Origin of the sequence: Enterobacter cloacae complex sp. P6RS, from assembly GCF_014982245.1 — a bacterium.
Lineage (GTDB): Bacteria > Pseudomonadota > Gammaproteobacteria > Enterobacterales > Enterobacteriaceae > Enterobacter > Enterobacter bugandensis.
In genome coordinates, this window is sequence record NZ_JADCLB010000018.1 from 218,979 (window position 1) to 239,009 (window position 20,031).

The window sequence follows — 20,031 nt, forward strand, 5'->3', positions numbered from 1 at the left end:
GAAAGAAATCAGAATAAAGGGAAATTAAAAAATGAAACGTCTTAGAATATTTACTTGTTTAGGTGTGATGTTCTTGCTTTCAGGTTGTACAGCACTGCTGTGGGGAGGAAATAAGGTCGCCGAGCCAAAAACAGAGAGACATATTCAGATTCAGGACAGTGTAACTGGTGTATTTCGGTATAAAAACCTTGCTGTTTCTGTTGTTCAGGGAAGCAAAAAAACTACTGTTAACGTTCCCTCTGAAGGTGTTGCCTTTGTAGGTGAAAAATATATATACATTCTGACCCGGGGGGCTGATGAACTTCTGTCCCTTAATAAACTTGCAACTCAAATTCCCCTGATATCAGGTCGGGAAGAGAATACCCTTAAGTTTCGGATAAACAAATCATCAGGCAGCGACAGCGTGCTTCAGTTCAGCGATGCTCTTCCTGTCGAAGTCAATGAATCCTCCAGGATGCTTTCAACAGAAGAGTTAAAGACTATTCAGCATGCAGGCTTCCGGAGCGACGGTGTCCGGTATGTCAGGGACGTATATATCACGGGAGTGATTATTCCCAAAGTGAGCCTTAATTATACTTTTGATAAGACTGAATCTTTGGGGAGAACGTACAGCGTTCAGTTTTATTCGCTGGAGTCTGGAACCGATTTTCACCCCGTAAATCTGGCGACCAATATTGTCGTTACCCCGTTAGCACTCACTGCTGATATTGTTTTTTTCCCGATATCATTAAGTCTGCTTCAGCTCATTAATGGCCCTTCACCATTCGGACATTAATCAAACAGGTGTTTTATGGAAGATTTAACCCTGCGCTATTTTGATGCAGAAATGCGCTACCTGCGTGAAGCCGCAAAAGAGTTCGCGCAGACCCATCCCGATCGTGCAGCGATGCTCGACCTGGATAAAGCTGGCACACCCGATCCGTATGTAGAGCGCCTGTTCGAAGGATTTGCCTTCTCAATGGGGCGGCTTCGCGAAAAGATTGACGACGATCTGCCGGAGCTAACTGAAGGGCTGGTCAGTATGCTCTGGCCACATTACCTACGGACCATTCCGTCACTCTCGGTGGTCGCGTTCACGCCTGCGCTTCAGACCGTTAAGATGGCAGAGGTGATGCCCGCGGGGCTGGAAGTGTACTCCCGCCCGGTGGGGCCGAAAAACACGGTCTGCCGTTACCGCACAACCCGCGATGTGATGCTCAACCCGCTGAATATCTCTCGGGTGACCATGACTACTGAGCCGGACGGGCGCTCGTTACTGAGAATGCGCTTTGCCTGCAGCACGCAGGCGGACTGGTCCCATGCGGACCTCAGTGACCTGAGCCTCTATCTCGGGGCGGATGCACCGGTCAGCAGCCAGCTGCACCTTATGCTGACCAAACGCCAGGCCGCGCTCTATATGCGCCTGCCTGGTCAGACTGACCGTATCCGGCTTGACGGATATTTCTCACCGGGCGGCTTTCGTGACGAAGACTGCCTGTGGCCGAAAGGCGATACCGCGTTCAGCGGCTACCAGCTTCTGTTGGAGTATTTCACCTTCCGCGACAAGTTTATGTTTGTCCACCTTAACGGCCTTGAGGGCATCACGCCGCCAGCGGGGGCCGAGTATTTTGATATTGAAGTGGTGTTCAATACGCCATGGCCATCTGACCTGCCGGTCACTGATGATGCGGTTCGCCTTCACTGCGTGCCGGTGATTAACCTGTTTACGCTGGAGGCTGACCCGCTGACCATTACCGGGCTTGAAAGCGAGTACCTGCTGCGTCCAAAACGTCTGCAGGACGGACATACCGAGATTTATTCGGTGGATTCAGTCACTGGCTCAAACCGCACCAATGACGCGGAGTATGTGCCGTTTAGCAGCTTCAGGCACAAGGGCGGGATGATGCGCCGTCATGCTCCCCCCCGTTATTACCATACCCGCGTGAAGCGCAGCGTGACCGGGCTGTATGACACCTGGCTTATCCTTGGGGGGCATCAGTGGGAAGATGACCGCCTCTTTGAACGTGAAGCCGTGTCGCTGCAAATCACCGGCACCAACGGCCAGCTGCCGCGCCGTGCGCTCCAGAGCACGCTGCTTGACCGCTGTGAGCAGGTGGTGAGTACGCAACTTTCAGTACGTAACCTCTGCAAACCAACGCTGCCAGTCTATCCGCCTTCTGAAGACCGCTTCCACTGGCGGGTTCTGAGTCACCTGGGATCCGGTTTCCTGAACATGATGAGTACCGCCGAAGTGCTGCGCGGCACGCTTGCCCTGTATAACTGGCAGGAAGATGAAATGAACACCCGGCGTCTGGAGGCGATTCAGCATGTAAAACATCATCGCCTTCAACGTTTTGAACAGGGCTATCTGCTGCGGGGGCTGGATATCGAAGTCACCCTCGACAGCAATGGTTTTACCGGTGAGGGTGATATTCACCTGTTCGGTGAAATGCTCAACCGGTTCTTTGCGTTGTATGCCGATATGAACCAGTTCAACCAGCTCACCCTCATTGTTCAGCCAGAAGGAAAATGTATCCGGTGGAAAGAGAATCACAGTCCGCGTCTGCCAGGCTGATAGTGCAACTGGGCGACCGGCTGCCGTACATGAACTTTTATCGTTTTTGCCAGCTGCTGGAGCAGAGCCAGCCGGATAAACCGGTCACCGGTAGCACCTGGCAGGTGCGACATGAGCCGGTACGCTTCCGTCCCCATTCGGGGATGGGGTTCCCGGCCTCTGAAATCAAAGGGGCAGAGCTACCGGAACATCCGCACCTTCCACCCACAATCCGTACCACCTTTATGGGGCTCTACGGCGTGGAGTCTCCGCTGCCGACGCACTATATCGATGACATCGCTCAGCGACGGGAAGGGTACGAAGCTAACGCGGACTTCCTCGATATCTTCAACCACCGGCTGATTGCTCAGTACTACCGTATCTGGCGTAAATATTCATACCCGGCGACTTTCGAAGAAGGCGGTAAGGACAAAACCTCGCAGTACCTGCTGGGACTGGCCGGGCTCGGGATTAACGGCTGCACGGACAGTATCGCGACCCCGGCTTCGCGCTTTCTGGCACTGCTGCCGGTCATGTTACTGCCGGGGCGTACCGCAGAAGGCATGGCCTCGCTGGTGCGCCTGCTGGCACCCAACACGCAGGCGAAAATCTGGCACCATGACAAACGCCGTGTGCCGCTGAAGAAGCCACTGACCATGAGCGTCAGCCAGCCCGTCACCCTGACAAATCGACCGGTGATGGGCAACTATGCCACCGACGTGAACAGCCAGGTGCTGATGCGTCTGACCACCACTGACCCGGCAGAAGTGCAGGGCTGGTTACCGGGCGGGGAGCTTCACGCGGACCTGATGGCGCTCCTGCACGTGTATCTTGGCTCTCGCCTGGAAGTCCGCCTGCAGTTGTGTGTCGATCGTAGCCTGCTGCCTGACGCGACAATGAGCACTCAACCCAAAGCGGGTGCAGTGCAACTGGGCCGCACCGCCGTGATGCGACCGCTGAATGCGGCTAAGACCGCATCACACCCAAAAACAATAACCATCAATCTTGGCCGCTACGAGCGCGTACAGGAAAATTTTCACCGCAGGGAGACTGATGAAGATGGCGATTACCGCTGTTAAATTTCCTCTGGTTACGCTGGCTACAGGCATTACGCTGATGCTGGCAGGCTGTGGACTTACTCAGAGTGTTACGGACGGCACTGTCGCCGTGACTAAATCGATTTTTTATAAGCAGGTGAAGATCCTGCATCTGGATATACGTGCCCGTGAAGCCGTGAACAGCAATGCTGGTGGTGTAGCTCTGTCGACGATTGTGCGTATTTATCAGCTTAAAGATCGCAAAACTTTTGACAGCACGGACTACCCGTCATTGTTTAAAGACGACAGCCAGGCTGTCAAGGCAGACCTGGTGGCGGAGAAAGATATACGGCTGCAACCGGGTGGTGCTGTCATGGTCGATATGCCAATGGAAAAGGATGCGCAGTATGTGGCAGTGGCCGGGATGTTTATGTCACCGGACCAGGAGAACAACACCTGGCGTGTGGTAATGAGCCGCGATGAGCTTGATCCTGAGAAGGCCCGGGTGATTGAAGCGGGCAACAATCGACTGACTCTACAGGCGCTGAAAGATGAGTGAATCATCTCGTCCTTCTCTGTATGAAGTACTTTATGGCAATTTCACCGGCGGTCTCGACCTGCATCAGGTCAGCGAGCAGAACCAGGTCATTTTGTCCGTACTCGATAACATGCAGCGCGTTCTCAACTGTCGCGCCGGCACGCTGGCGCATCTGCCTGACTACGGCCTGCCGGATATGACCAAAATCCTGCAGGGTATGCCGGGAACGGCCCATGAGCTTATGGGCACATTATCTGCCGTCCTGCTCAAATACGAACCGCGCTTGAAAAAAATAACCGTTGTTCTGCTGGAACAAAATATCCCCGGCGAACTGCGTTATGCCATTGACGCTGAACTTAAAGGGATTGGTCTGGTGCGCTACGGGACTGAATTTATGCCCGAAGGGCGGGTCCTGTTAAGGCATCTCAGACAACAACAGTATCTCGACACAACTCTCCGTTTATAAGGTCCGATAACATCATGTCCGTAAAATTACAGTTCCTGAAGAAGTTGCAGGCGCGACAACCTGCACCTGTTCCTGCAATCAGCAAGAGTCAGGCTGATATTGCAGAGTTTCGCCAGCGAATGGCTCAGCTGCAGGATGAAATGGACGCGTGGCTGACGGATACGGGACTGAATGTTGAGCCACTAACGGTATCCGTTCCGGATCTGTTGGTAGAGGGCGGAGCTTTTGAGATTTCCGGTATTGTTCTTCGTTATGACAGTCGGGCGGTAAAGTTTATGCCGATCTTTCTGTATGGACAGGGCGTCGCCGGTTGTGTCGAGGTGACTTTCTGTTCCGGAGAAAATGTTATTTCTCAAGGGCGGCTCTTTATGCGGGTAGGGGGGGGAAGTGACTGGATCTTCACTCCACCAGATACACCATCCCGGTCAGGACAATTATTTGATGAAGGTATTTTTTTCGGTCTGATTTTAGCGCTGTTGCCATAGCGATAACATGATTTCATCAACTGACGAAATCAACTGACACGAATATGCAGGCCCTCCAGAATGACTATAGATATAACGTTAAAAACCGGCGGCGACCCGCGCACGCTTCCGGATTATGCCGCCCTTCGCGATGAACTGAGTAAATTAAGCCATCCCGCTCGACCGGACGTGAACTGGGTATACGTTGAAAAACGCTGCCTTTCATTATTCGAGCAAAACGGTGTTGAGTTGCAGACTGCAGCCTGGTACACCCTCGCCCGTACGCAGCAGTCTGGAGTCGCTGGCCTGAACGAGGGGCTGGCGATCCTGGAGGCTCTGATTAGCCACCAGTGGGAGGTTTTCTGGCCGCATTCGCAACACGTGCGAATGGAAATCCTTAGCAGCCTGAGCCAGCGCCTGCAGCAACTCATGCGTATGCTCACTTTGGATGACAGCAATCTGAGTGAGCTATATAATGCTGAAGCGTTGCTTTCCAGGCTGGGGGCGGTGCTCCAGACCCTTGAGCTTAAACACCTTAGCCAGTTCGAGACATTACGAACGGTGATACATTCTAATGCGGCAAGACTGGAAAAAAATCATGGAATAACAGATTCGCATGAGATGAAGCCCGACAGGGAAGCGCCTTTGGAAAAGGATGAACCGATCCAGGCGGTGAAAAGGGTATATGTTGTCCAGCAGAAAAATGAGCCGAACGGTGAGGAACCTGTGATGCCCTCCCGGATTGCCGGGCAGTGGAAGCCCTTTGTCGCCGGGATGTGTTCTATGCTGGTGGCCTGCGTCGCCGTAGCGTGGGGAGGGGGCTTTCTGTCCAGACCCGATCCCTTAACGACTCAAGCCATTGCCTCGCTGGCGCCGTTACCTGAAGTGCTTACACCTGTTCAGCAAGACGCGTTAACGCAGCGAGGAACGTTACCGTCTACGTTTATCTCAGATACGCAGCAGCAGCTTGCACGGCTGGATAAACTGTCTCCTGACTGGAATATTTCCTACAGCCTACAGCTGTTAAAGCAGCTCCAGACATTACGGCCCGAAGAGGCTAAAGCGCTGATAATACAGTGGCAAAAAAAGTTTAACGCGACGGCGTTGCCCGTAGACGCAATGAACAGCTGGTATCAGGGGATGATGACGCTTCAGCAACTGAGTGATCGGCTGAGTCGTCTGGATGAGCAAAAAGGAAAATATATAACCGTGAGTGAGCTAAAATCCGTGGTTTTTTCGACTATACAGTCATTTAACCATGCGATACCCGCTGAAGAGCAGCTCAGGCGCCTGTCGCAGTACCCTGCAGGAAGTGCGCTCCCTGAAGCAGAAAAGACCCAACTTGAGCTTCACCTAAAGCAACTGGCAACGCGTTATGCTCAAATAAAGCAGGATGCTTCTGCTCAATGAGTTTTTACAGCGAACAGACTAATTTGGGTTAAAAACAGAGGAAGATAAAAGTGTCCCCTGCAGGAATCGAACCTGCAACTAGCCCTTAGGAGGGGCTCGTTATATCCATTTAACTAAGGGGACGAGGCGGCACGAGTATAGCGTTATTTACACTTTGCGTTAAGCGCGTGGCCGCCTGACTGCTCAAAGAGTCACCATTCAGGTTGATTTTTTTGCTGCTTTATCCTTTTCTGCCTGCGCCTTAAGCTCGGCTTTGCGTTTATTCGACATGTCGTTACGGATTTGGGCATGGCTTAACAGCGCGAAGATAAACGTTCCGCCGCAGATATTCCCCGCCAGCGTCGGAATGGCGAACGGCCAGAAAAAATCGCTCCAGTGAAGCGTGCCATTAAAGACCAGGTAGAGTATCTCAACGGTACCGACCACGATATGCGTGGTATCCGCCAGCGCAATCAGCCAGGTCATCAGTATGATCACCACGATTTTAGCGCTACCGGCAGAAGGGAACATCCACACCATTGTGGCGATAATCCACCCAGAGATGATGGCATTAGAAAACATTTCGACCGGCGTGTTTTTCATCACATCCATGCCAATTTTCACAAACGCGTCCCGGGTGGGTTCATCAAATATCGGCATATATTCAAATGCCCAGGCCGCGATGCCCGTGCCGATGATATTTCCCAGCAGAACCACGCTCCAGAGCCTCATCAATAAACCAAAATTGCCGAGGGTAGGGTTTTGCATCACCGGCAGTACGGCGGTCACCGTGTTCTCCGTAAACAGCTGCTGGCGTGCCATGATGACGATAATAAAGCCGAAGGTGTAGCCGAGGTTCTCCAGTAAAAATCCGCCGGGCACGCCCTCCAGCTGCACATGAAATATTCCTTTAGCAAGCAGCGAGGCGCCCATTGACAGTCCAGCCGCGATAGCTGACCAGAAGAGGGCCATGGCATCGCGCTCCATCTCCTTTTCGCCGTCCTGGCGTATATGTTCGTGAATTGCCATCGCGCGGGAGGGGAGGCGATCCTCATCAATCTCTATCTCCTCCCCGCGCGCTTTCTCCTCGCTTTCAATTTCATGTTCCTCATTACTTTCGCCAATTTTGTCTTCACCCACTTCTTTCATATCTGCTCCCGGAGGTTGATCTTTCTTTTAAGCGTAGCGGCTTTTATCGGGATGCCTGTGGGGATGCTCTTAAATTGGCGGGAATGACAACAAAGGTGATACATCTTGTTCAAAGACATTATAAAATTGCCAGCGAAACGAATTCCAAAAGTCAGGCTATGCTGAGATCAGAGTCACGGTGATTACTGCCCGTAACTGTACTCATAGACATCGGTAAACGTGCTGTTACAATCACTTGCACGTTTTCAGACGGAGCGCCAGATGCTCCGTTACGGATGGCAATCAACGATAGCCATACTGAACAGGGAGATATTTATGAAACTTCGGCTGTCGGCGCTTGCGCTGGGCGCGACGATGCTTGTGGGCTGCGCCAGCTCCGGGGAGCAAACGGGACGCTCCGATCCTCTCGAAGGATTTAACCGCTCTATGTATAGCTTCAACTACAACGTGCTGGACCCGTATGTGGTTCGCCCGGTGGCAGTAGCATGGCGTGATTACGTTCCACAGCCCGCGCGTAACGGGTTAAGCAATTTTACCAGCAACCTCGAAGAGCCTGCGGTGATGGTCAACTATTTCCTGCAGGGCGATCCGTATCAGGGGATGGTGCACTTTACGCGCTTCTTCCTGAACTCCCTGCTGGGTATGGGTGGTTTTATCGATGTTGCAGGTATGGCAAACCCGAAACTGCAGCGTGAACAGCCGCACCGTTTCGGCAGTACGCTGGGGCATTATGGTGTCGGTTACGGTCCTTACGTCCATCTGCCGTTCTATGGCAGCTTCACCGTGCGTGATGATGGCGGCGATATGGTCGATACGCTGTATCCGGTTCTGTCGTGGCTGACCTGGCCGCTGTCGGTGGGTAAATGGACGGTGGAAGGGATTGAAACCCGTGCGCAACTGCTCGATTCAGACGGTCTGCTGCGCCAGTCGTCCGATCCGTACATTATGGTGCGTGAAGCGTACTTCCAGAATCATGACTTTATCGCCAACGGCGGCAAGCTGAAGCCGGAAGATAATCCAAACGCGAAGGCAATTGAAAACGAACTCAAAGATATTGATTCGGAATAAATAAAAAAGGTGAGCAACGCTCACCTTTTTTGATCCCTGAGCGATTAGAACGCGTAGTTGAAGTTAGTACCGAACAGCCAGGCTTTACCTTCAGAGGTAAATTCGTACGGGCCTTCCTTGAAGGTCACTTTCTGGCCATGCATATAAGATACGCCCGCATCGACAGAAGCATTCTCGTTGAACGCGTAGGTTGCACCAGCACTCACCCAGAAGCGGTCCTGATCCGGAATGGAGATGGAGCGCTTATCAGCCGGTACCGGGCTGTCATCGAATGCGATACCGGTACGGAATGTCCAGTTGTCATCCATATAATAGGTGGTACCCAACGCAATGCGATAGGCGTCGTGGAAGCTCTCGTCCTTATAGAACAGCGTTTGACCGTTGGTGCCGGTCGCTTTCAGCTCCTGGAACTGGCTCCAGCTGGTATAGGCCAGGCTATAGTGAATAGCCCACTGTGGCGCTACGCGGTTGTAACCGGAGACTTCCCACATTTCTGGCAGATGCAGTGACAGTGAGCCAGGGACAGTTTGACCGGAAGTCCCCCACGGGATAGTGGTACCCGCACCAGGGACCAGGCTGTTGACCGGCGTCAGGATGCCGCTCTTGTAATCACCGTCGAAGTCAATTTTTACTTCGGAACGATAGGTCAGGCCCCAGCGGTTGTTTTTGTCCAGCTCGTACAGAATACCGGCGTTCCAGCCATAGCCCCACTCATCGCCCTTCAGGCTGGCAATTTTGTTGCTGTTTTTCGGCAGGCGAGCCGTTTGTTCACCGGCGTAACGCTCAATTTTTGCATCGGCGTAGACGGCATCAAAGCCCAGACCGAAGCTCCAGCTGTCGTTCAGACGATAAGCACCGCTCAGGTTCAGGTTTAGCGTTGTCAGGTCTGTTTTACCGCCGTATTCGCCTGCCGGGTAGTTGTTATTGAACTCGGTAGCAAGGCCATAGTTAGACGTGACGGATGCGCCCCAGCCAAATTGTTCATTGATTGGTGCAACGAAGTGCAGGTTAGGTACCCACGCCGTTGGCGCAATGTTGTCTGCTTTCAGGCTCGCACCAGAAGGTGACGTGCCGGAAATGTTGACATCAGGATCGATATACACCGCACCAGCAGAGAAGGTCGGGCGATCGAACATCATGATTAATGCAGGGTTACGGCTTGCGTTACCAGCATCATCAGCGATTGCACCTTCCCCTGAATACGCACGGCCAAGGCCAGAGGAAGAAAATTCGTTTAGCTGAAAGCCCGCTGACCAAGCGGAAGTAGAGACGATTGCCACTGCGACTGCCAGCGCAGTCTTGTTGAACAGGGTTTTCTGGCTCATGACCATAACCTCATTGAGTTATTTTTATTCAATAATTGTTACATACCGTAACAGGAGCGCGAAGTGTAGGGTCTGAGGTATGACAGACAAATCAGACCAGTGGCCAGAGTATAGGTCCGACCAGCCTGAATGTTGCAAGTTTGTTTATTAATATTTTCAAACATGTTTCTTGAAACGAGATCTGGTTGGCAAAATTGTGACCATCGCGGCTCACCCAAAAGGGTGGTTTTTGTTTTAGATCATTTTTTAGTGTGATATCGGTCACTTATCCGATTTTGCGCCATTAACGGCTGGAGAGAGCCAGCGCTGGGGCGTAAAATATCAGCATCGTGTTTATCTCGCGCGCTGCGCGAATACAGAGGAAATTGAGCTATGAGTAAATGCAGTGCTGATGAAACCCCGGTTTGCTGCTGTATGGATGTTGGCACCATCATGGACAACACCGATTGCACCGCGTCTTACAGCCGTGTGTTCACCAACCGCGCCGAAGCCGAAGAAACGCTGGCCGCGCTGAGCAAGCGCGCGCGTGATGTGGAGTCCGATCCGTGTGAAATCAAATCTACCTTCACAGAAGTGGACGGCGGCGTGAAGCTGGATATCGATTTTGTGTTTGCCTGCGAAGCTGAAACGCTGATTTTCCAGCTCGGTCTGCGTTAATCCTTTTTGCCCGGCGGCGCTTCGCTTGCACGGGCCTGGGATCGTGTAGGCCGGGTAAGGCACCGTCGCCACCCGGCAACAAACCGCACAATTGCCTCTGCCATGCAGGGGCATTTTCTTTTTCTTCTCTGTGTTTTACCTCGCATTTTTAAGCTTCCCCGATTGGCTGAATGTAAAAAAATGGTTAAGACTGTTATCAGGTCAGACCACTTTATAGTCATGTAAAATTTTTCACAGGGGAAGGTTATGAGTCAGGCATTACCGCTAATCACCCGACAAGGTGACCGCATTGCCATTGTCAGCGGTCTGCGTACGCCGTTTGCACGTCAGGCGACGGCGTTTCACGGTATACCGGCTGTCGATCTGGGGAAAATGGTAGTGGGGGAGATGCTGGCTCGCAGCGAAATTCCGCCTGAGGTCATCGAACAGCTGGTCTTCGGCCAGGTGGTGCAGATGCCTGAAGCCCCTAACATTGCGCGTGAGATTGTTCTCGGTACCGGCATGAACGTTCATACCGATGCCTACAGCGTTAGCCGCGCGTGCGCGACCAGCTTCCAGGCGGTAGCAAACGTGGCGGAAAGTCTGATGGCGGGCACCATTCGCGCCGGGATCGCAGGTGGCGCCGATTCTTCCTCCGTACTGCCGATTGGCGTCAGTAAAAAGCTGGCCCGCATTCTGGTGGATGCCAATAAAGCCCGGACCACCGGTGCGAAGCTCAAACTCTTCTCGCGTTTACGCCTGCGCGATCTCATGCCCGTGCCACCTGCCGTCGCGGAATACTCGACTGGCCTGCGAATGGGCGATACCGCCGAGCAGATGGCCAAAACCTACGGCATCACCCGCGAGCAGCAGGATGCGCTGGCGCATCGCTCGCATCAGCTGGCAGCGAAAGCCTGGTCGGAGGGCAAACTCACCGACGAGGTCATGACCGCCTACACGCCTCCCTATCGAGAGCCTCTTACTGAAGACAACAATATTCGTGGCACCTCGACGCTGGCGGATTACGCCAAACTGCGCCCGGCGTTTGACCGCAAGCACGGCACCGTGACGGCGGCCAACAGTACGCCGCTGACCGATGGTGCTGCTGCGGTGATCCTGATGACGGAGTCGCGTGCAAAAGAGCTGGGCATCACGCCGCTGGGCTATTTGCGCAGCTATGCCTTTACCGCCATTGATGTCTGGCAGGACATGCTGTTAGGTCCGGCGTGGTCCACGCCGCTGGCGCTGGATCGCGCGGGGCTAACCCTGGCGGATTTAACCCTGATTGATATGCACGAAGCCTTTGCCGCGCAAACCCTGGCAAACGTGCAGCTGCTGGCAAGCGAGCGTTTTGCACGCGACGTGCTGGGCCGCGCCCATGCCACCGGCGAAGTGGATCAGAGCAAATTCAACGTGCTGGGTGGGTCGATCGCCTACGGCCATCCGTTTGCGGCCACGGGTGCGCGAATGATCACCCAGACACTACACGAACTCCGTCGCCGCGGCGGCGGGTTTGGTCTCGTCACCGCCTGCGCGGCGGGCGGCCTTGGGGCAGCAATGGTTCTGGAGGCTGAATAATGGATATGCCATCTGCATTTAATCTGACGGTTCGCCTCGATAACGTCGCGGTTATCACTATTGATGTGCCTGATGAAAAGATGAATACCCTGAAGGCTGAATTCGGCACTCAGGTTCGCGCCATGCTCAAGCAGATCCGCGAAAATAAAGCGATTCGTGGTCTGGTCTTTATCTCGGCTAAGCCGGATAACTTTATTGCCGGGGCCGATATCAACATGATCGCCCGAGCGAAAAGCGCGCAGGAAGCTGAAGATCTGGCGCGTCAGGGACAGCAGGTGATGGCTGAAATCAACGCTCTGCCGATTCCGGTTATTGCCGCAATCCACGGTGCCTGCCTGGGCGGCGGGCTGGAGCTGGCGCTGGCCTGTCACAGCCGTATCTGCACTGACGATCCGAAAACCGTTTTAGGGTTGCCAGAAGTGCAGTTAGGCCTGCTGCCGGGATCGGGTGGAACACAGCGTCTGCCGCGTCTGGTTGGGGTTAGCACCGCCCTGGAGATGATCTTAACCGGCAAGCAGCTACGCCCCCGTCAGGCACTGAAAGTGGGGTTGGTTGACGACGTCGTTCCGCACACCATTCTACTGGACGCTGCCGTTGAGCTGGCGCTGAAGGGACGTCAGGCAAAACGTCCTCTCCCCGTACGCGAGCGCGTGCTGGCAGGGCCACTGGGGCGCGCGCTGCTGTTCAACATGGTAGGCAAAAAAACCGAGCAAAAAACCAAAGGCAACTACCCGGCGGCAAAGCGCATTCTGGAAGTGATGGAAACCGGGTTGTCGCAGGGCAGCAGCAGCGGCTATGCCGCTGAGGCCAAAGCCTTTGGTGAACTGGCGATGACGCCGCAGTCGCAGGCGCTGCGCAGCATCTTCTTCGCCAGTACTGAGGTGAAAAAAGATCCGGGCAGCGAGGCAGAGCCTGCGCCGCTGCGCGCCGTTGGCGTGCTGGGCGGTGGGCTGATGGGCGGCGGAATCGCGTTTGTTACCGCCAGCAAAGGCAAATTGCCCGTGCGTATCAAAGACATCAGCGCAAAGGGCATCAACCACGCGCTGCAGTACAGCTGGCAGAACCTTGATCGGAAGGTCAAACGCCGCCATATCAAGGCAAGCGAACGTGATAAAACCCTGGCGACGATCTCCGGCACGACGGATTACAGCGGTTTTGCGCACCGGGACCTGGTGATTGAAGCCGTATTTGAAGACCTGGCGCTTAAGCAGCAGATGGTGGCCGACGTAGAGCAGCACTGCGCGCCGCACACTATTTTTGCCTCAAACACCTCGTCTTTACCGATTGGCGATATCGCGGCGAAAGCTGCTCGTCCGGAGCAGGTCATTGGTCTGCACTTTTTCAGTCCGGTCGAAAAAATGCCGCTGGTGGAGGTGATCCCGCACGCCACGACCAGCCCGCAGACCATCGCCACCGTGGTGAAGCTGGCGAAAAAACAGGGTAAAACCCCGATTGTGGTCGCGGACAAGGCTGGCTTCTACGTCAACCGTATTCTGGCACCCTATATCAACGAAGCGATGCGGCTGCTGACGGAAGGGGAGAAAATCGAACACGTCGACGAGGCGCTCGTAAAGTTTGGCTTCCCCGTCGGTCCAATCCAACTTTTGGATGAGGTGGGAATAGACACCGGCACTAAAATTATACCTGTGCTGGAAGCGGCTTATGGCGATCGTTTTACCCCGCCTGCAAACATTGTTTCTGCAATTTTGAAGGACGATCGCAAAGGCAGAAAAAATGAACGCGGTTTCTATCTTTACGGCGCGAAAGGGCGTAAAAGCAAGAAACAGGTCGACCCTTCGGTTTATGGGCTTATTTCGGCCACCGGTCAGGGAAGACTGTCTGCCGTTCAGTGCGCAGAACGTTGCGTGATGATGATGCTCAATGAAGCGGCGCGCTGCTTTGGTGAACAGGTGATCAAGAGCGCACGCGATGGCGACATCGGCGCGGTATTTGGTATTGGTTTCCCGCCGTTCCTTGGCGGCCCGTTCCGTTACATGGATACGCTCGGTGCGGGTGAAGTGGTTGTCATTTTGCAACGTCTGGCCTCGCAATACGGTCCGCGGTTTACACCGTGTGACGAATTATTGCAGATGGCGGAGCGGGGCCAGACATTCTGGCCAGCAAGGGAAACTGATTTCGTAAACTGAAGTCAAAGAAGGGTAAATCCTGAGGTGAATGAACCTGTTCTGGCGATTTTGTAAACAGAGATTGACTATACTTACGCCATTGAGGTAAAAAACAGCGTTTCATTCACCGAATGGATCAGGCACAATGCCCGGCCATCGGGTTTTCTACCTCAGAGCATTAATCGCGGGTAGTTAACGCCGGTGATTCTGGTTAACAAAAGCGGTGCAATATGCAAGTTTTTATCATGCGTCACGGCGACGCGGCACTCGATGCCGCCAGTGACTCAGTACGTCCTTTAACCGTCTGTGGCTGTGACGAATCCCGTCAAATGGCGACGTGGCTTAAAGGTCAAAAAGTGGACATTGAACGCGTTCTGGTGAGTCCGTTCCTGCGTGCAGAACAGACGCTGGACGTGGTAGGGGAGTGTATGAACCTGCCATCCAGCGTGGACGTTCTCCCTGAGCTGACGCCATGCGGCGATGTCGGTCTTGTCAGCGCTTACCTTCAGGCGCTGTGCAATGAAGGTGTCGCTTCCGCACTGGTCATTTCCCACCTGCCGCTGGTCGGCTATCTGGTATCTGAGCTGTGCCCGGGCGAAACGCCGCCAATGTTCACCACTTCCGCCATTGCCAACGTCACTCTCGACGAAACCGGCAAAGGGGTCTTCAACTGGCAAATGAGCCCGTGCAACCTGAAGATGGCAAAAGCCATCTGACGTGACGTGTGACAGGGCGGGGTACTACGTGTTTCCCGCCCTTCTGTCAGGGCAACTCTGGCGGCTGCCACTCCTCAACTTCAATCAACACCAGCAATGCGGCATCGCCGCCGTACTCTTTCGGTGCCTGATGAAACGCCATCACGTGCGGGTGCTGAGCCAGCCACAGCGGCGTCTGTTGCTTCAGAATGTGCTTACCGTGGCCGTGCATCACGCAGGCGCAAAAAACGTGTTCGCGGCGACAGGCGGCAATCAACGCCCCCAGCTCCTGTTTCGCCTGCATCTGCGTTAAGCCGTGCAGATCGAGAAACAGCTCCGGCGAATAATCTCCGCGTCGTAACTTTTTCAGCTCAAAATGGCTGACGTCTTCGCGCACGTACTTCACAGCCCCTTGCGTATTGAGCAGCGGCTGAAATTCATCTGAAAAATAGTGGCTGTTATCCGCCTGCTCCTGGAGCAGCCGTTTGACCGGAACTTCGCTGATTTTTTTACGCTGCGGTCGGTGGACAATCGTGTCCTGCGCGATTTTACGCGTCCCGGTCATCAGCTGGCGGAAGAGAGCCTGATCCTCCTCGCTGAGCGATGTTTTCTTTTTCATTCGTCATTCTCATCTCGTATTTCCGATAGTGTACCCGACTAAACGCATTTTTTAACCTCAAGCGGTACGCGTCATTGCTGATTTATCGCCGTCTTCATGGCAAACTAGCCGCCGAAAATTATGCGAGCATGCCCTGGAGGAAAGAGTGGATAAAATATTTGTCGATGAAGCAGTAAACGAGCTGCATACCATACAGGACATGTTGCGCTGGTCGGTTAGCCGCTTCAGCGCCGCTAATATCTGGTACGGTCACGGTACCGATAACCCGTGGGACGAGGCCGTTCAGCTGGTGCTGCCGTCTCTTTACCTGCCGCTGGACATTCCGGAAGACATGCGCACCGCGCGCCTGACCTCCAGCGAAAAACATCGCATCGTTGAGCGCGTGATCCGTCGCGTAAACGAGCGCATTCCGGTGGCTTACCTGACCAACAAAGCCTGGTTCTGCGGCCACGAGTTTTACGTCGATGAACGCGTGCTGGTACCGCGCTCGCCGATTGGTGAGCTAATCAACAACCACTTTGAAGGCCTGATTAACCATCAGCCGCAGCACATTCTCGATATGTGCACCGGCAGCGGCTGCATCGCTATTGCCTGCGCCTACGCTTTCCCTGAAGCGGAAGTGGACGCCGTCGATATCTCCACCGACGCGCTGGCCGTGACCGAACACAACATTGAAGAGCACGGCCTGATCCATCACGTCACGCCAATCCGCTCTGACCTGTTCCGCGACCTGCCGACGCTGCAATACGATCTGATCGTCACTAACCCGCCGTACGTCGATGCAGAAGACATGTCCGATCTGCCGAACGAATACCGTCACGAGCCGGAGCTGGGCCTGGCGTCGGGCTCGGACGGCCTGAAGTTGACCCGCCGCATTCTGGCCTGCGCGCCGGATTATCTGACCGACGACGGCGTTCTGATTTGTGAAGTGGGCAACAGCATGGTACATCTGATAGAGCAGTACCCGGATGTGCCGTTCACCTGGCTTGAGTTCGACAACGGCGGTGACGGCGTCTTTATGCTGACCAAAGCGCAGCTGCTCGACGCGCGCGAGCATTTCAGCATCTATAAAGATTAATCCAGCGGGCTTCGGCCCGTTTCACAACGCTCAAACACAAACAACAACATCGGAGCCGTGATGGCAGGAAACAGTATTGGACAGTTATTCCGCGTGACCACCTTTGGCGAGTCGCACGGGCTGGCGCTGGGCTGTATCGTTGATGGCGTACCGCCAGGCATCGAACTGACCGAAGCAGATTTACAGCACGACCTTGACCGCCGTCGTCCGGGCACCTCTCGCTACACCACGCAGCGTCGCGAGCCGGACCAGGTCAAAATTCTCTCCGGCGTTTTTGAAGGCCGCACCACCGGCACCAGCATTGGTCTGCTGATTGAAAACACCGATCAGCGCTCTCAGGACTACGGTGCTATCAAGGACGTGTTCCGCCCAGGCCATGCCGACTACACCTACGAGCAAAAGTACGGCTTTCGCGACTATCGCGGCGGCGGACGCTCTTCCGCGCGTGAAACCGCGATGCGCGTGGCCGCTGGCGCTATTGCAAAAAAGTATTTGCAGCAGAAATTTGGCATCGTCATTCGCGGCTGTCTGACCCAGATGGGCGACATTCCGCTGGCGATCAAGGACTGGGATCAGGTCGAACAAAACCCGTTCTTCTGCGCCGATGCCGATAAGCTTGACGCGCTGGACGAACTGATGCGCGGCCTGAAAAAAGAGGGCGACTCCATTGGCGCGAAAGTCACCGTGGTGGCAGATGGCGTCCCGGCTGGCTGGGGCGAGCCGGTATTTGACCGTCTCGACGCCGATATCGCCCACGCGCTGATGAGCATCAACGCGGTGAAGGGCGTCGAGATTGGCGACGGCTTCGACGTGGTGGCGCTTCGCGGCAGCCAGAACCGCGACGAAATCACGAAAGCGGGCTTCCAGAGCAACCATGCGGGCGGCATTCTCGGCGGTATCAGCAGTGGACAGCAGATTATTGCCAACATCGCGCTGAAGCCGACCTCAAGCATCACCGTGCCGGGCCACACGATTAACCGCTCAGGCGAAGAAGTTGAGATGATCACCAAAGGTCGTCACGATCCGTGCGTGGGGATCCGCGCGGTGCCGATCGCGGAAGCGATGCTGGCGATCGTGCTGATGGATCACTTCCTGCGCCAGCGCGCGCAGAACGCGGACGTGACGACCACCATTCCACGCTGGTAAACATGAAAAAAACCGCAATTGCTCTGCTGGCGCTGCTGGCCAGTGGAGCCAGTCTGGCCGCCACGCCGTGGCAAAAAATCACCCATCCGGTGGCGGGAAGCGCGCAGTCCATCGGTGCCTTCTCTAACGGCTGTATCGTGGGCGCGCAGGAGCTGCCGCTGCAATCAGATACCTATCAGGTGATGCGTACCGACCAGCGTCGTTACTTCGGCCACCCTGATCTGGTGCTGTTCATTCAGCGACTGGGGAACCAGGTGCATAACCTGGGGCTGGGGACGATGCTGATTGGCGATATGGGGATGCCTGCCGGTGGCCGCTTTAACGGCGGGCACGCCAGCCACCAGACCGGACTGGATGTCGACATCTTCCTGCAGCTGCCGAAAACGCGCTGGACGTCTGCGCAGCTGCTGAAGCCGCAGGCGCTGGATCTGGTGTCGCGCGACGGCAAAAGCGTGGTGCCATCACTGTGGTCACGAGATATTTCGAGCCTGATCAAGCTGGCGGCGAAAGATAACGACGTCACGCGGATTTTCGTCAACCCGGCGATCAAGCAGCAGCTTTGCCTGGATGCGGGGACGGATCGCGACTGGCTGCGCAAAGTGCGCCCGTGGTTCCAGCATCGTGCGCATATGCACGTTCGTCTGCGCTGCCCGGCGAACAGCCTGGAATGTGAAGATCAGCCGCTACCGCCGCCAGGCGATGGCTGTGGTTACGAACTGCAAAGCTGGTTTGAGCCGGCAAAACCTGGAACCTCTAAGCCTGAGAAGAAGACACCGCCTCCGTTGCCGCCTTCCTGCCAGGCGCTACTGGATGAGCATGTACTTTAATGGATAATTTCGTCGATCTGTTTATGGTGTCACCGCTGCTGCTGGTGGTGCTGTTCTTTGTGGCCATGCTGGCCGGTTTTATCGATGCCCTTGCGGGCGGCGGCGGGCTGTTAACCGTGCCCGCGCTGCTGGCGGCGGGCATGAGCCCGGCGCAGGCGCTCGCCACTAATAAGCTGCAGGCCTGCGGCGGCTCGCTTTCGGCGTCGCTCTATTTTATCCGCCGCAAGGTTGTGAGCCTGGCCGATCAAAAGCTCAATATCCTGATGACCTTTATCGGCTCAACGTCGGGCGCGCTGCTGGTGCAGCACGTGCAGTCGGATATTTTGCGCCAGATCCTGCCGGTTCTGGTTATCTGCATCGGTCTCTATTTCCTGCTGATGCCTAAGCTCGGCGAGGAAGACCGGGCGCGGCGGCTGCACGGCCTGCCGTTTGCGCTGATTGCCGGTGGCTGCGTCGGCTTTTACGACGGCTTCTTTGGCCCGGGGGCAGGCTCGTTTTACGCGCTGGCGTTCGTGACGCTGGCCGGCTTTAACCTCGCCAAATCCACCGCCCACGCTAAGGTGCTGAATGCGACCTCGAACGTCGGCGGCCTGCTGCTGTTTATCATTGGCGGCAAGGTTATCTGGGCAACCGGGTTTGTGATGATGGCAGGGCAATTTTTGGGCGCGCGCGCAGGCTCGCGTCTGGTATTAAGCAAAGGGCAAAAGCTGATCCGCCCGATGATCGTTGTCGTCTCGGCGGTGATGAGCGCCAAACTTCTTTATGACAGCCATGGACAGGAGATCCTCACCTGGTTGGGGATGAACTAATGAACAGTACGCATAAATACGAACAGCTGATTGAGATCTTCGATAGCTGTTTTGCTGATGATTTTAATACCCGTCTGATTAAAGGCGACGACGAACCGATCTATCTTCCTGCTGATGCAGAGGTTCCGTACAACCGCATCGTCTTTGCCCACGGCTTTTACGCCAGCGGTTTGCACGAGATTTCGCACTGGTGCATCGCGGGGAAAGCGCGTCGCGAGCTGGTCGACTTCGGTTACTGGTACTGTCCGGACGGGCGCGACGCCGCCACCCAGGGGCAGTTCGAAGATGTAGAGGTGAAACCGCAGGCGCTGGAGTGGCTGTTCTGCGTGGCGGCGGGTTTCCCGTTCAACGTGAGCTGTGACAACCTTGAAGGCGACTTCGAGCCAGACCGTATCGTCTTCCAGCGCCGCGTGCATGCGCAGGTGATGGAGTATCTTGAGAAAGGCATCCCGGAACGTCCGGCGCGCCTGATCGGGGCTTTACAGAATTATTACCACACGCCGGAGATCACGGCGGAATGCTTCCCTTGGCCGGAAGATCTTTAACAG

General features: G+C 55.0%; 20 protein-coding genes and 1 tRNA gene. 17 read left to right on the forward strand and 4 right to left on the reverse strand.

The window, feature by feature from the left end:
* The first annotated feature begins 31 nt into the window (after positions 1-31).
* From INF73_RS12415 to INF73_RS12445, 7 genes are read left to right on the forward strand one after another with little or no spacing between them, the layout of a single operon-like run.
* Complete coding sequence (locus tag INF73_RS12415; protein WP_193541805.1) at positions 32-775, forward strand: hypothetical protein; 744 nt, start codon at positions 32-34, stop codon at positions 773-775.
* 15 nt (positions 776-790) lie between these two features.
* Positions 791-2,554: a type VI secretion system baseplate subunit TssF gene (tssF, locus tag INF73_RS12420; RefSeq protein ID WP_193541802.1), complete on the forward strand. Its 1,764-nt coding sequence runs from the start codon at positions 791-793 to the stop codon at positions 2,552-2,554.
* On the forward strand, positions 2,509-3,612 hold the full coding sequence (gene tssG, locus INF73_RS12425) for a type VI secretion system baseplate subunit TssG (protein WP_193541800.1): 1,104 nt from the start codon (positions 2,509-2,511) through the stop codon (positions 3,610-3,612). The genes tssF and tssG overlap by 46 nt, the downstream gene beginning before the upstream one ends.
* Positions 3,593-4,129, forward strand: a complete 537-nt coding sequence (gene tssJ / locus INF73_RS12430; protein ID WP_193541849.1) for a type VI secretion system lipoprotein TssJ — start codon at positions 3,593-3,595, stop codon at positions 4,127-4,129. The genes tssG and tssJ overlap by 20 nt, the downstream gene beginning before the upstream one ends.
* A complete protein-coding gene (gene tssE, locus INF73_RS12435) occupies positions 4,122-4,574 on the forward strand; it encodes a type VI secretion system baseplate subunit TssE (protein ID WP_047364134.1) in 453 nt (150 codons plus the stop codon). The genes tssJ and tssE overlap by 8 nt, the downstream gene beginning before the upstream one ends.
* A gap of 14 nt (positions 4,575-4,588) precedes the next feature.
* Positions 4,589-5,059, forward strand: coding sequence for a hypothetical protein (locus INF73_RS12440; RefSeq protein WP_193541799.1), 471 nt, complete (start codon positions 4,589-4,591; stop codon positions 5,057-5,059).
* A 60-nt stretch (positions 5,060-5,119) separates the two neighbouring features.
* Positions 5,120-6,448 carry a VasL domain-containing protein gene (locus INF73_RS12445; protein ID WP_193541797.1) on the forward strand — a complete coding sequence of 443 codons (1,329 nt, stop codon included), beginning with the start codon at positions 5,120-5,122 and terminating at the stop codon, positions 6,446-6,448.
* Between the two features lie 51 nt (positions 6,449-6,499).
* Here the strand turns inward: INF73_RS12445 and INF73_RS12450 are convergent.
* Positions 6,500-6,571, reverse strand: a tRNA-Arg gene (locus tag INF73_RS12450).
* A gap of 75 nt (positions 6,572-6,646) precedes the next feature.
* Complete coding sequence (locus INF73_RS12455; protein WP_041908869.1) at positions 6,647-7,576, reverse strand: formate/nitrite transporter family protein; 930 nt, start codon at positions 7,574-7,576, stop codon at positions 6,647-6,649.
* Positions 7,577-7,891: 315 nt separating this feature from the next.
* Here INF73_RS12455 and mlaA point away from each other — a divergent pair, with 315 nt between their 5' ends.
* Entirely contained in the window at positions 7,892-8,644 is a 753-nt protein-coding gene (mlaA, locus tag INF73_RS12460) for a phospholipid-binding lipoprotein MlaA (RefSeq protein WP_041908870.1), read from the forward strand.
* A gap of 44 nt (positions 8,645-8,688) precedes the next feature.
* On the opposite strand, the gene fadL is transcribed toward mlaA, so the two are convergent.
* Positions 8,689-9,969: a long-chain fatty acid transporter FadL gene (gene fadL, locus INF73_RS12465; RefSeq protein WP_041908871.1), complete on the reverse strand. Its 1,281-nt coding sequence runs from the start codon at positions 9,967-9,969 to the stop codon at positions 8,689-8,691.
* Positions 9,970-10,341: 372 nt separating this feature from the next.
* On the opposite strand from fadL, the gene INF73_RS12470 reads away from it, so the two are divergent.
* The 4 genes from INF73_RS12470 (at position 10,342) to sixA (ending at position 15,025) form a co-directional block, all read left to right on the forward strand.
* A complete protein-coding gene (locus INF73_RS12470) occupies positions 10,342-10,626 on the forward strand; it encodes a YfcZ/YiiS family protein (RefSeq protein WP_028013973.1) in 285 nt (94 codons plus the stop codon).
* A gap of 246 nt (positions 10,627-10,872) precedes the next feature.
* Complete coding sequence (fadI, locus tag INF73_RS12475) at positions 10,873-12,183, forward strand: acetyl-CoA C-acyltransferase FadI (RefSeq protein WP_041908875.1); 1,311 nt, start codon at positions 10,873-10,875, stop codon at positions 12,181-12,183.
* Complete coding sequence (fadJ, locus tag INF73_RS12480) at positions 12,183-14,330, forward strand: fatty acid oxidation complex subunit alpha FadJ (protein WP_193541795.1); 2,148 nt, start codon at positions 12,183-12,185, stop codon at positions 14,328-14,330. The genes fadI and fadJ overlap by 1 nt, the downstream gene beginning before the upstream one ends.
* A gap of 209 nt (positions 14,331-14,539) precedes the next feature.
* Positions 14,540-15,025, forward strand: coding sequence for a phosphohistidine phosphatase SixA (gene sixA, locus INF73_RS12485; protein ID WP_003861375.1), 486 nt, complete (start codon positions 14,540-14,542; stop codon positions 15,023-15,025).
* Positions 15,026-15,071: 46 nt separating this feature from the next.
* Here the strand turns inward: sixA and smrB are convergent, their stop codons facing one another.
* Positions 15,072-15,623: an endonuclease SmrB gene (gene smrB, locus INF73_RS12490; RefSeq protein ID WP_008502613.1), complete on the reverse strand. Its 552-nt coding sequence runs from the start codon at positions 15,621-15,623 to the stop codon at positions 15,072-15,074.
* Between the two features lie 145 nt (positions 15,624-15,768).
* Between smrB and prmB the strand changes: the two genes are divergently transcribed.
* The 5 genes from prmB to INF73_RS12515 are packed head-to-tail and all read left to right on the forward strand — an operon-like array spanning position 15,769 to position 20,028.
* Positions 15,769-16,701 carry a 50S ribosomal protein L3 N(5)-glutamine methyltransferase gene (prmB, locus tag INF73_RS12495; RefSeq protein ID WP_023312578.1) on the forward strand — a complete coding sequence of 311 codons (933 nt, stop codon included), beginning with the start codon at positions 15,769-15,771 and terminating at the stop codon, positions 16,699-16,701.
* Between the two features lie 60 nt (positions 16,702-16,761).
* Positions 16,762-17,847, forward strand: coding sequence for a chorismate synthase (gene aroC, locus INF73_RS12500; protein WP_028013970.1), 1,086 nt, complete (start codon positions 16,762-16,764; stop codon positions 17,845-17,847).
* Between the two features lie 2 nt (positions 17,848-17,849).
* The gene (gene mepA / locus INF73_RS12505) at positions 17,850-18,674 is read left to right on the forward strand and encodes a penicillin-insensitive murein endopeptidase (protein ID WP_041908880.1); all 825 of its coding nucleotides are present in this window, start codon (positions 17,850-17,852) and stop codon (positions 18,672-18,674) included.
* Entirely contained in the window at positions 18,674-19,483 is an 810-nt protein-coding gene (locus INF73_RS12510) for a sulfite exporter TauE/SafE family protein (protein WP_126300730.1), read from the forward strand. Before mepA ends, INF73_RS12510 begins: the two co-directional genes overlap by 1 nt.
* Positions 19,483-20,028 (forward strand): elongation factor P hydroxylase, encoded by a 546-nt coding sequence (locus tag INF73_RS12515; RefSeq protein WP_193541793.1) that lies wholly within the window; start codon positions 19,483-19,485, stop codon positions 20,026-20,028. The genes INF73_RS12510 and INF73_RS12515 overlap by 1 nt, the downstream gene beginning before the upstream one ends.
* The last annotated feature ends 3 nt before the right edge of the window (positions 20,029-20,031 follow it).

Bases quoted from the DNA above. Each gene is read 5' to 3' on its own strand.
- INF73_RS12415 (WP_193541805.1), top strand. From the start codon at position 32: ATGAAACGTCTTAGAATATTTACTTGTTTAGGTGTGATGTTCTTGCTT.
- tssF (WP_193541802.1), top strand. From the start codon at position 791: ATGGAAGATTTAACCCTGCGCTATTTTGATGCAGAAATGCGCTACCTG.
- tssG (WP_193541800.1), top strand. From the start codon at position 2,509: ATGTATCCGGTGGAAAGAGAATCACAGTCCGCGTCTGCCAGGCTGATA.
- tssJ (WP_193541849.1), top strand. From the start codon at position 3,593: ATGGCGATTACCGCTGTTAAATTTCCTCTGGTTACGCTGGCTACAGGC.
- tssE (WP_047364134.1), top strand. From the start codon at position 4,122: ATGAGTGAATCATCTCGTCCTTCTCTGTATGAAGTACTTTATGGCAAT.
- INF73_RS12440 (WP_193541799.1), top strand. From the start codon at position 4,589: ATGTCCGTAAAATTACAGTTCCTGAAGAAGTTGCAGGCGCGACAACCT.
- INF73_RS12445 (WP_193541797.1), top strand. From the start codon at position 5,120: ATGACTATAGATATAACGTTAAAAACCGGCGGCGACCCGCGCACGCTT.
- INF73_RS12455 (WP_041908869.1), bottom strand. From the start codon at position 7,576: ATGAAAGAAGTGGGTGAAGACAAAATTGGCGAAAGTAATGAGGAACAT.
- mlaA (WP_041908870.1), top strand. From the start codon at position 7,892: ATGAAACTTCGGCTGTCGGCGCTTGCGCTGGGCGCGACGATGCTTGTG.
- fadL (WP_041908871.1), bottom strand. From the start codon at position 9,969: ATGAGCCAGAAAACCCTGTTCAACAAGACTGCGCTGGCAGTCGCAGTG.
- INF73_RS12470 (WP_028013973.1), top strand. From the start codon at position 10,342: ATGAGTAAATGCAGTGCTGATGAAACCCCGGTTTGCTGCTGTATGGAT.
- fadI (WP_041908875.1), top strand. From the start codon at position 10,873: ATGAGTCAGGCATTACCGCTAATCACCCGACAAGGTGACCGCATTGCC.
- fadJ (WP_193541795.1), top strand. From the start codon at position 12,183: ATGGATATGCCATCTGCATTTAATCTGACGGTTCGCCTCGATAACGTC.
- sixA (WP_003861375.1), top strand. From the start codon at position 14,540: ATGCAAGTTTTTATCATGCGTCACGGCGACGCGGCACTCGATGCCGCC.
- smrB (WP_008502613.1), bottom strand. From the start codon at position 15,623: ATGAAAAAGAAAACATCGCTCAGCGAGGAGGATCAGGCTCTCTTCCGC.
- aroC (WP_028013970.1), top strand. From the start codon at position 16,762: ATGGCAGGAAACAGTATTGGACAGTTATTCCGCGTGACCACCTTTGGC.
- mepA (WP_041908880.1), top strand. From the start codon at position 17,850: ATGAAAAAAACCGCAATTGCTCTGCTGGCGCTGCTGGCCAGTGGAGCC.
- INF73_RS12510 (WP_126300730.1), top strand. From the start codon at position 18,674: ATGGATAATTTCGTCGATCTGTTTATGGTGTCACCGCTGCTGCTGGTG.
- INF73_RS12515 (WP_193541793.1), top strand. From the start codon at position 19,483: ATGAACAGTACGCATAAATACGAACAGCTGATTGAGATCTTCGATAGC.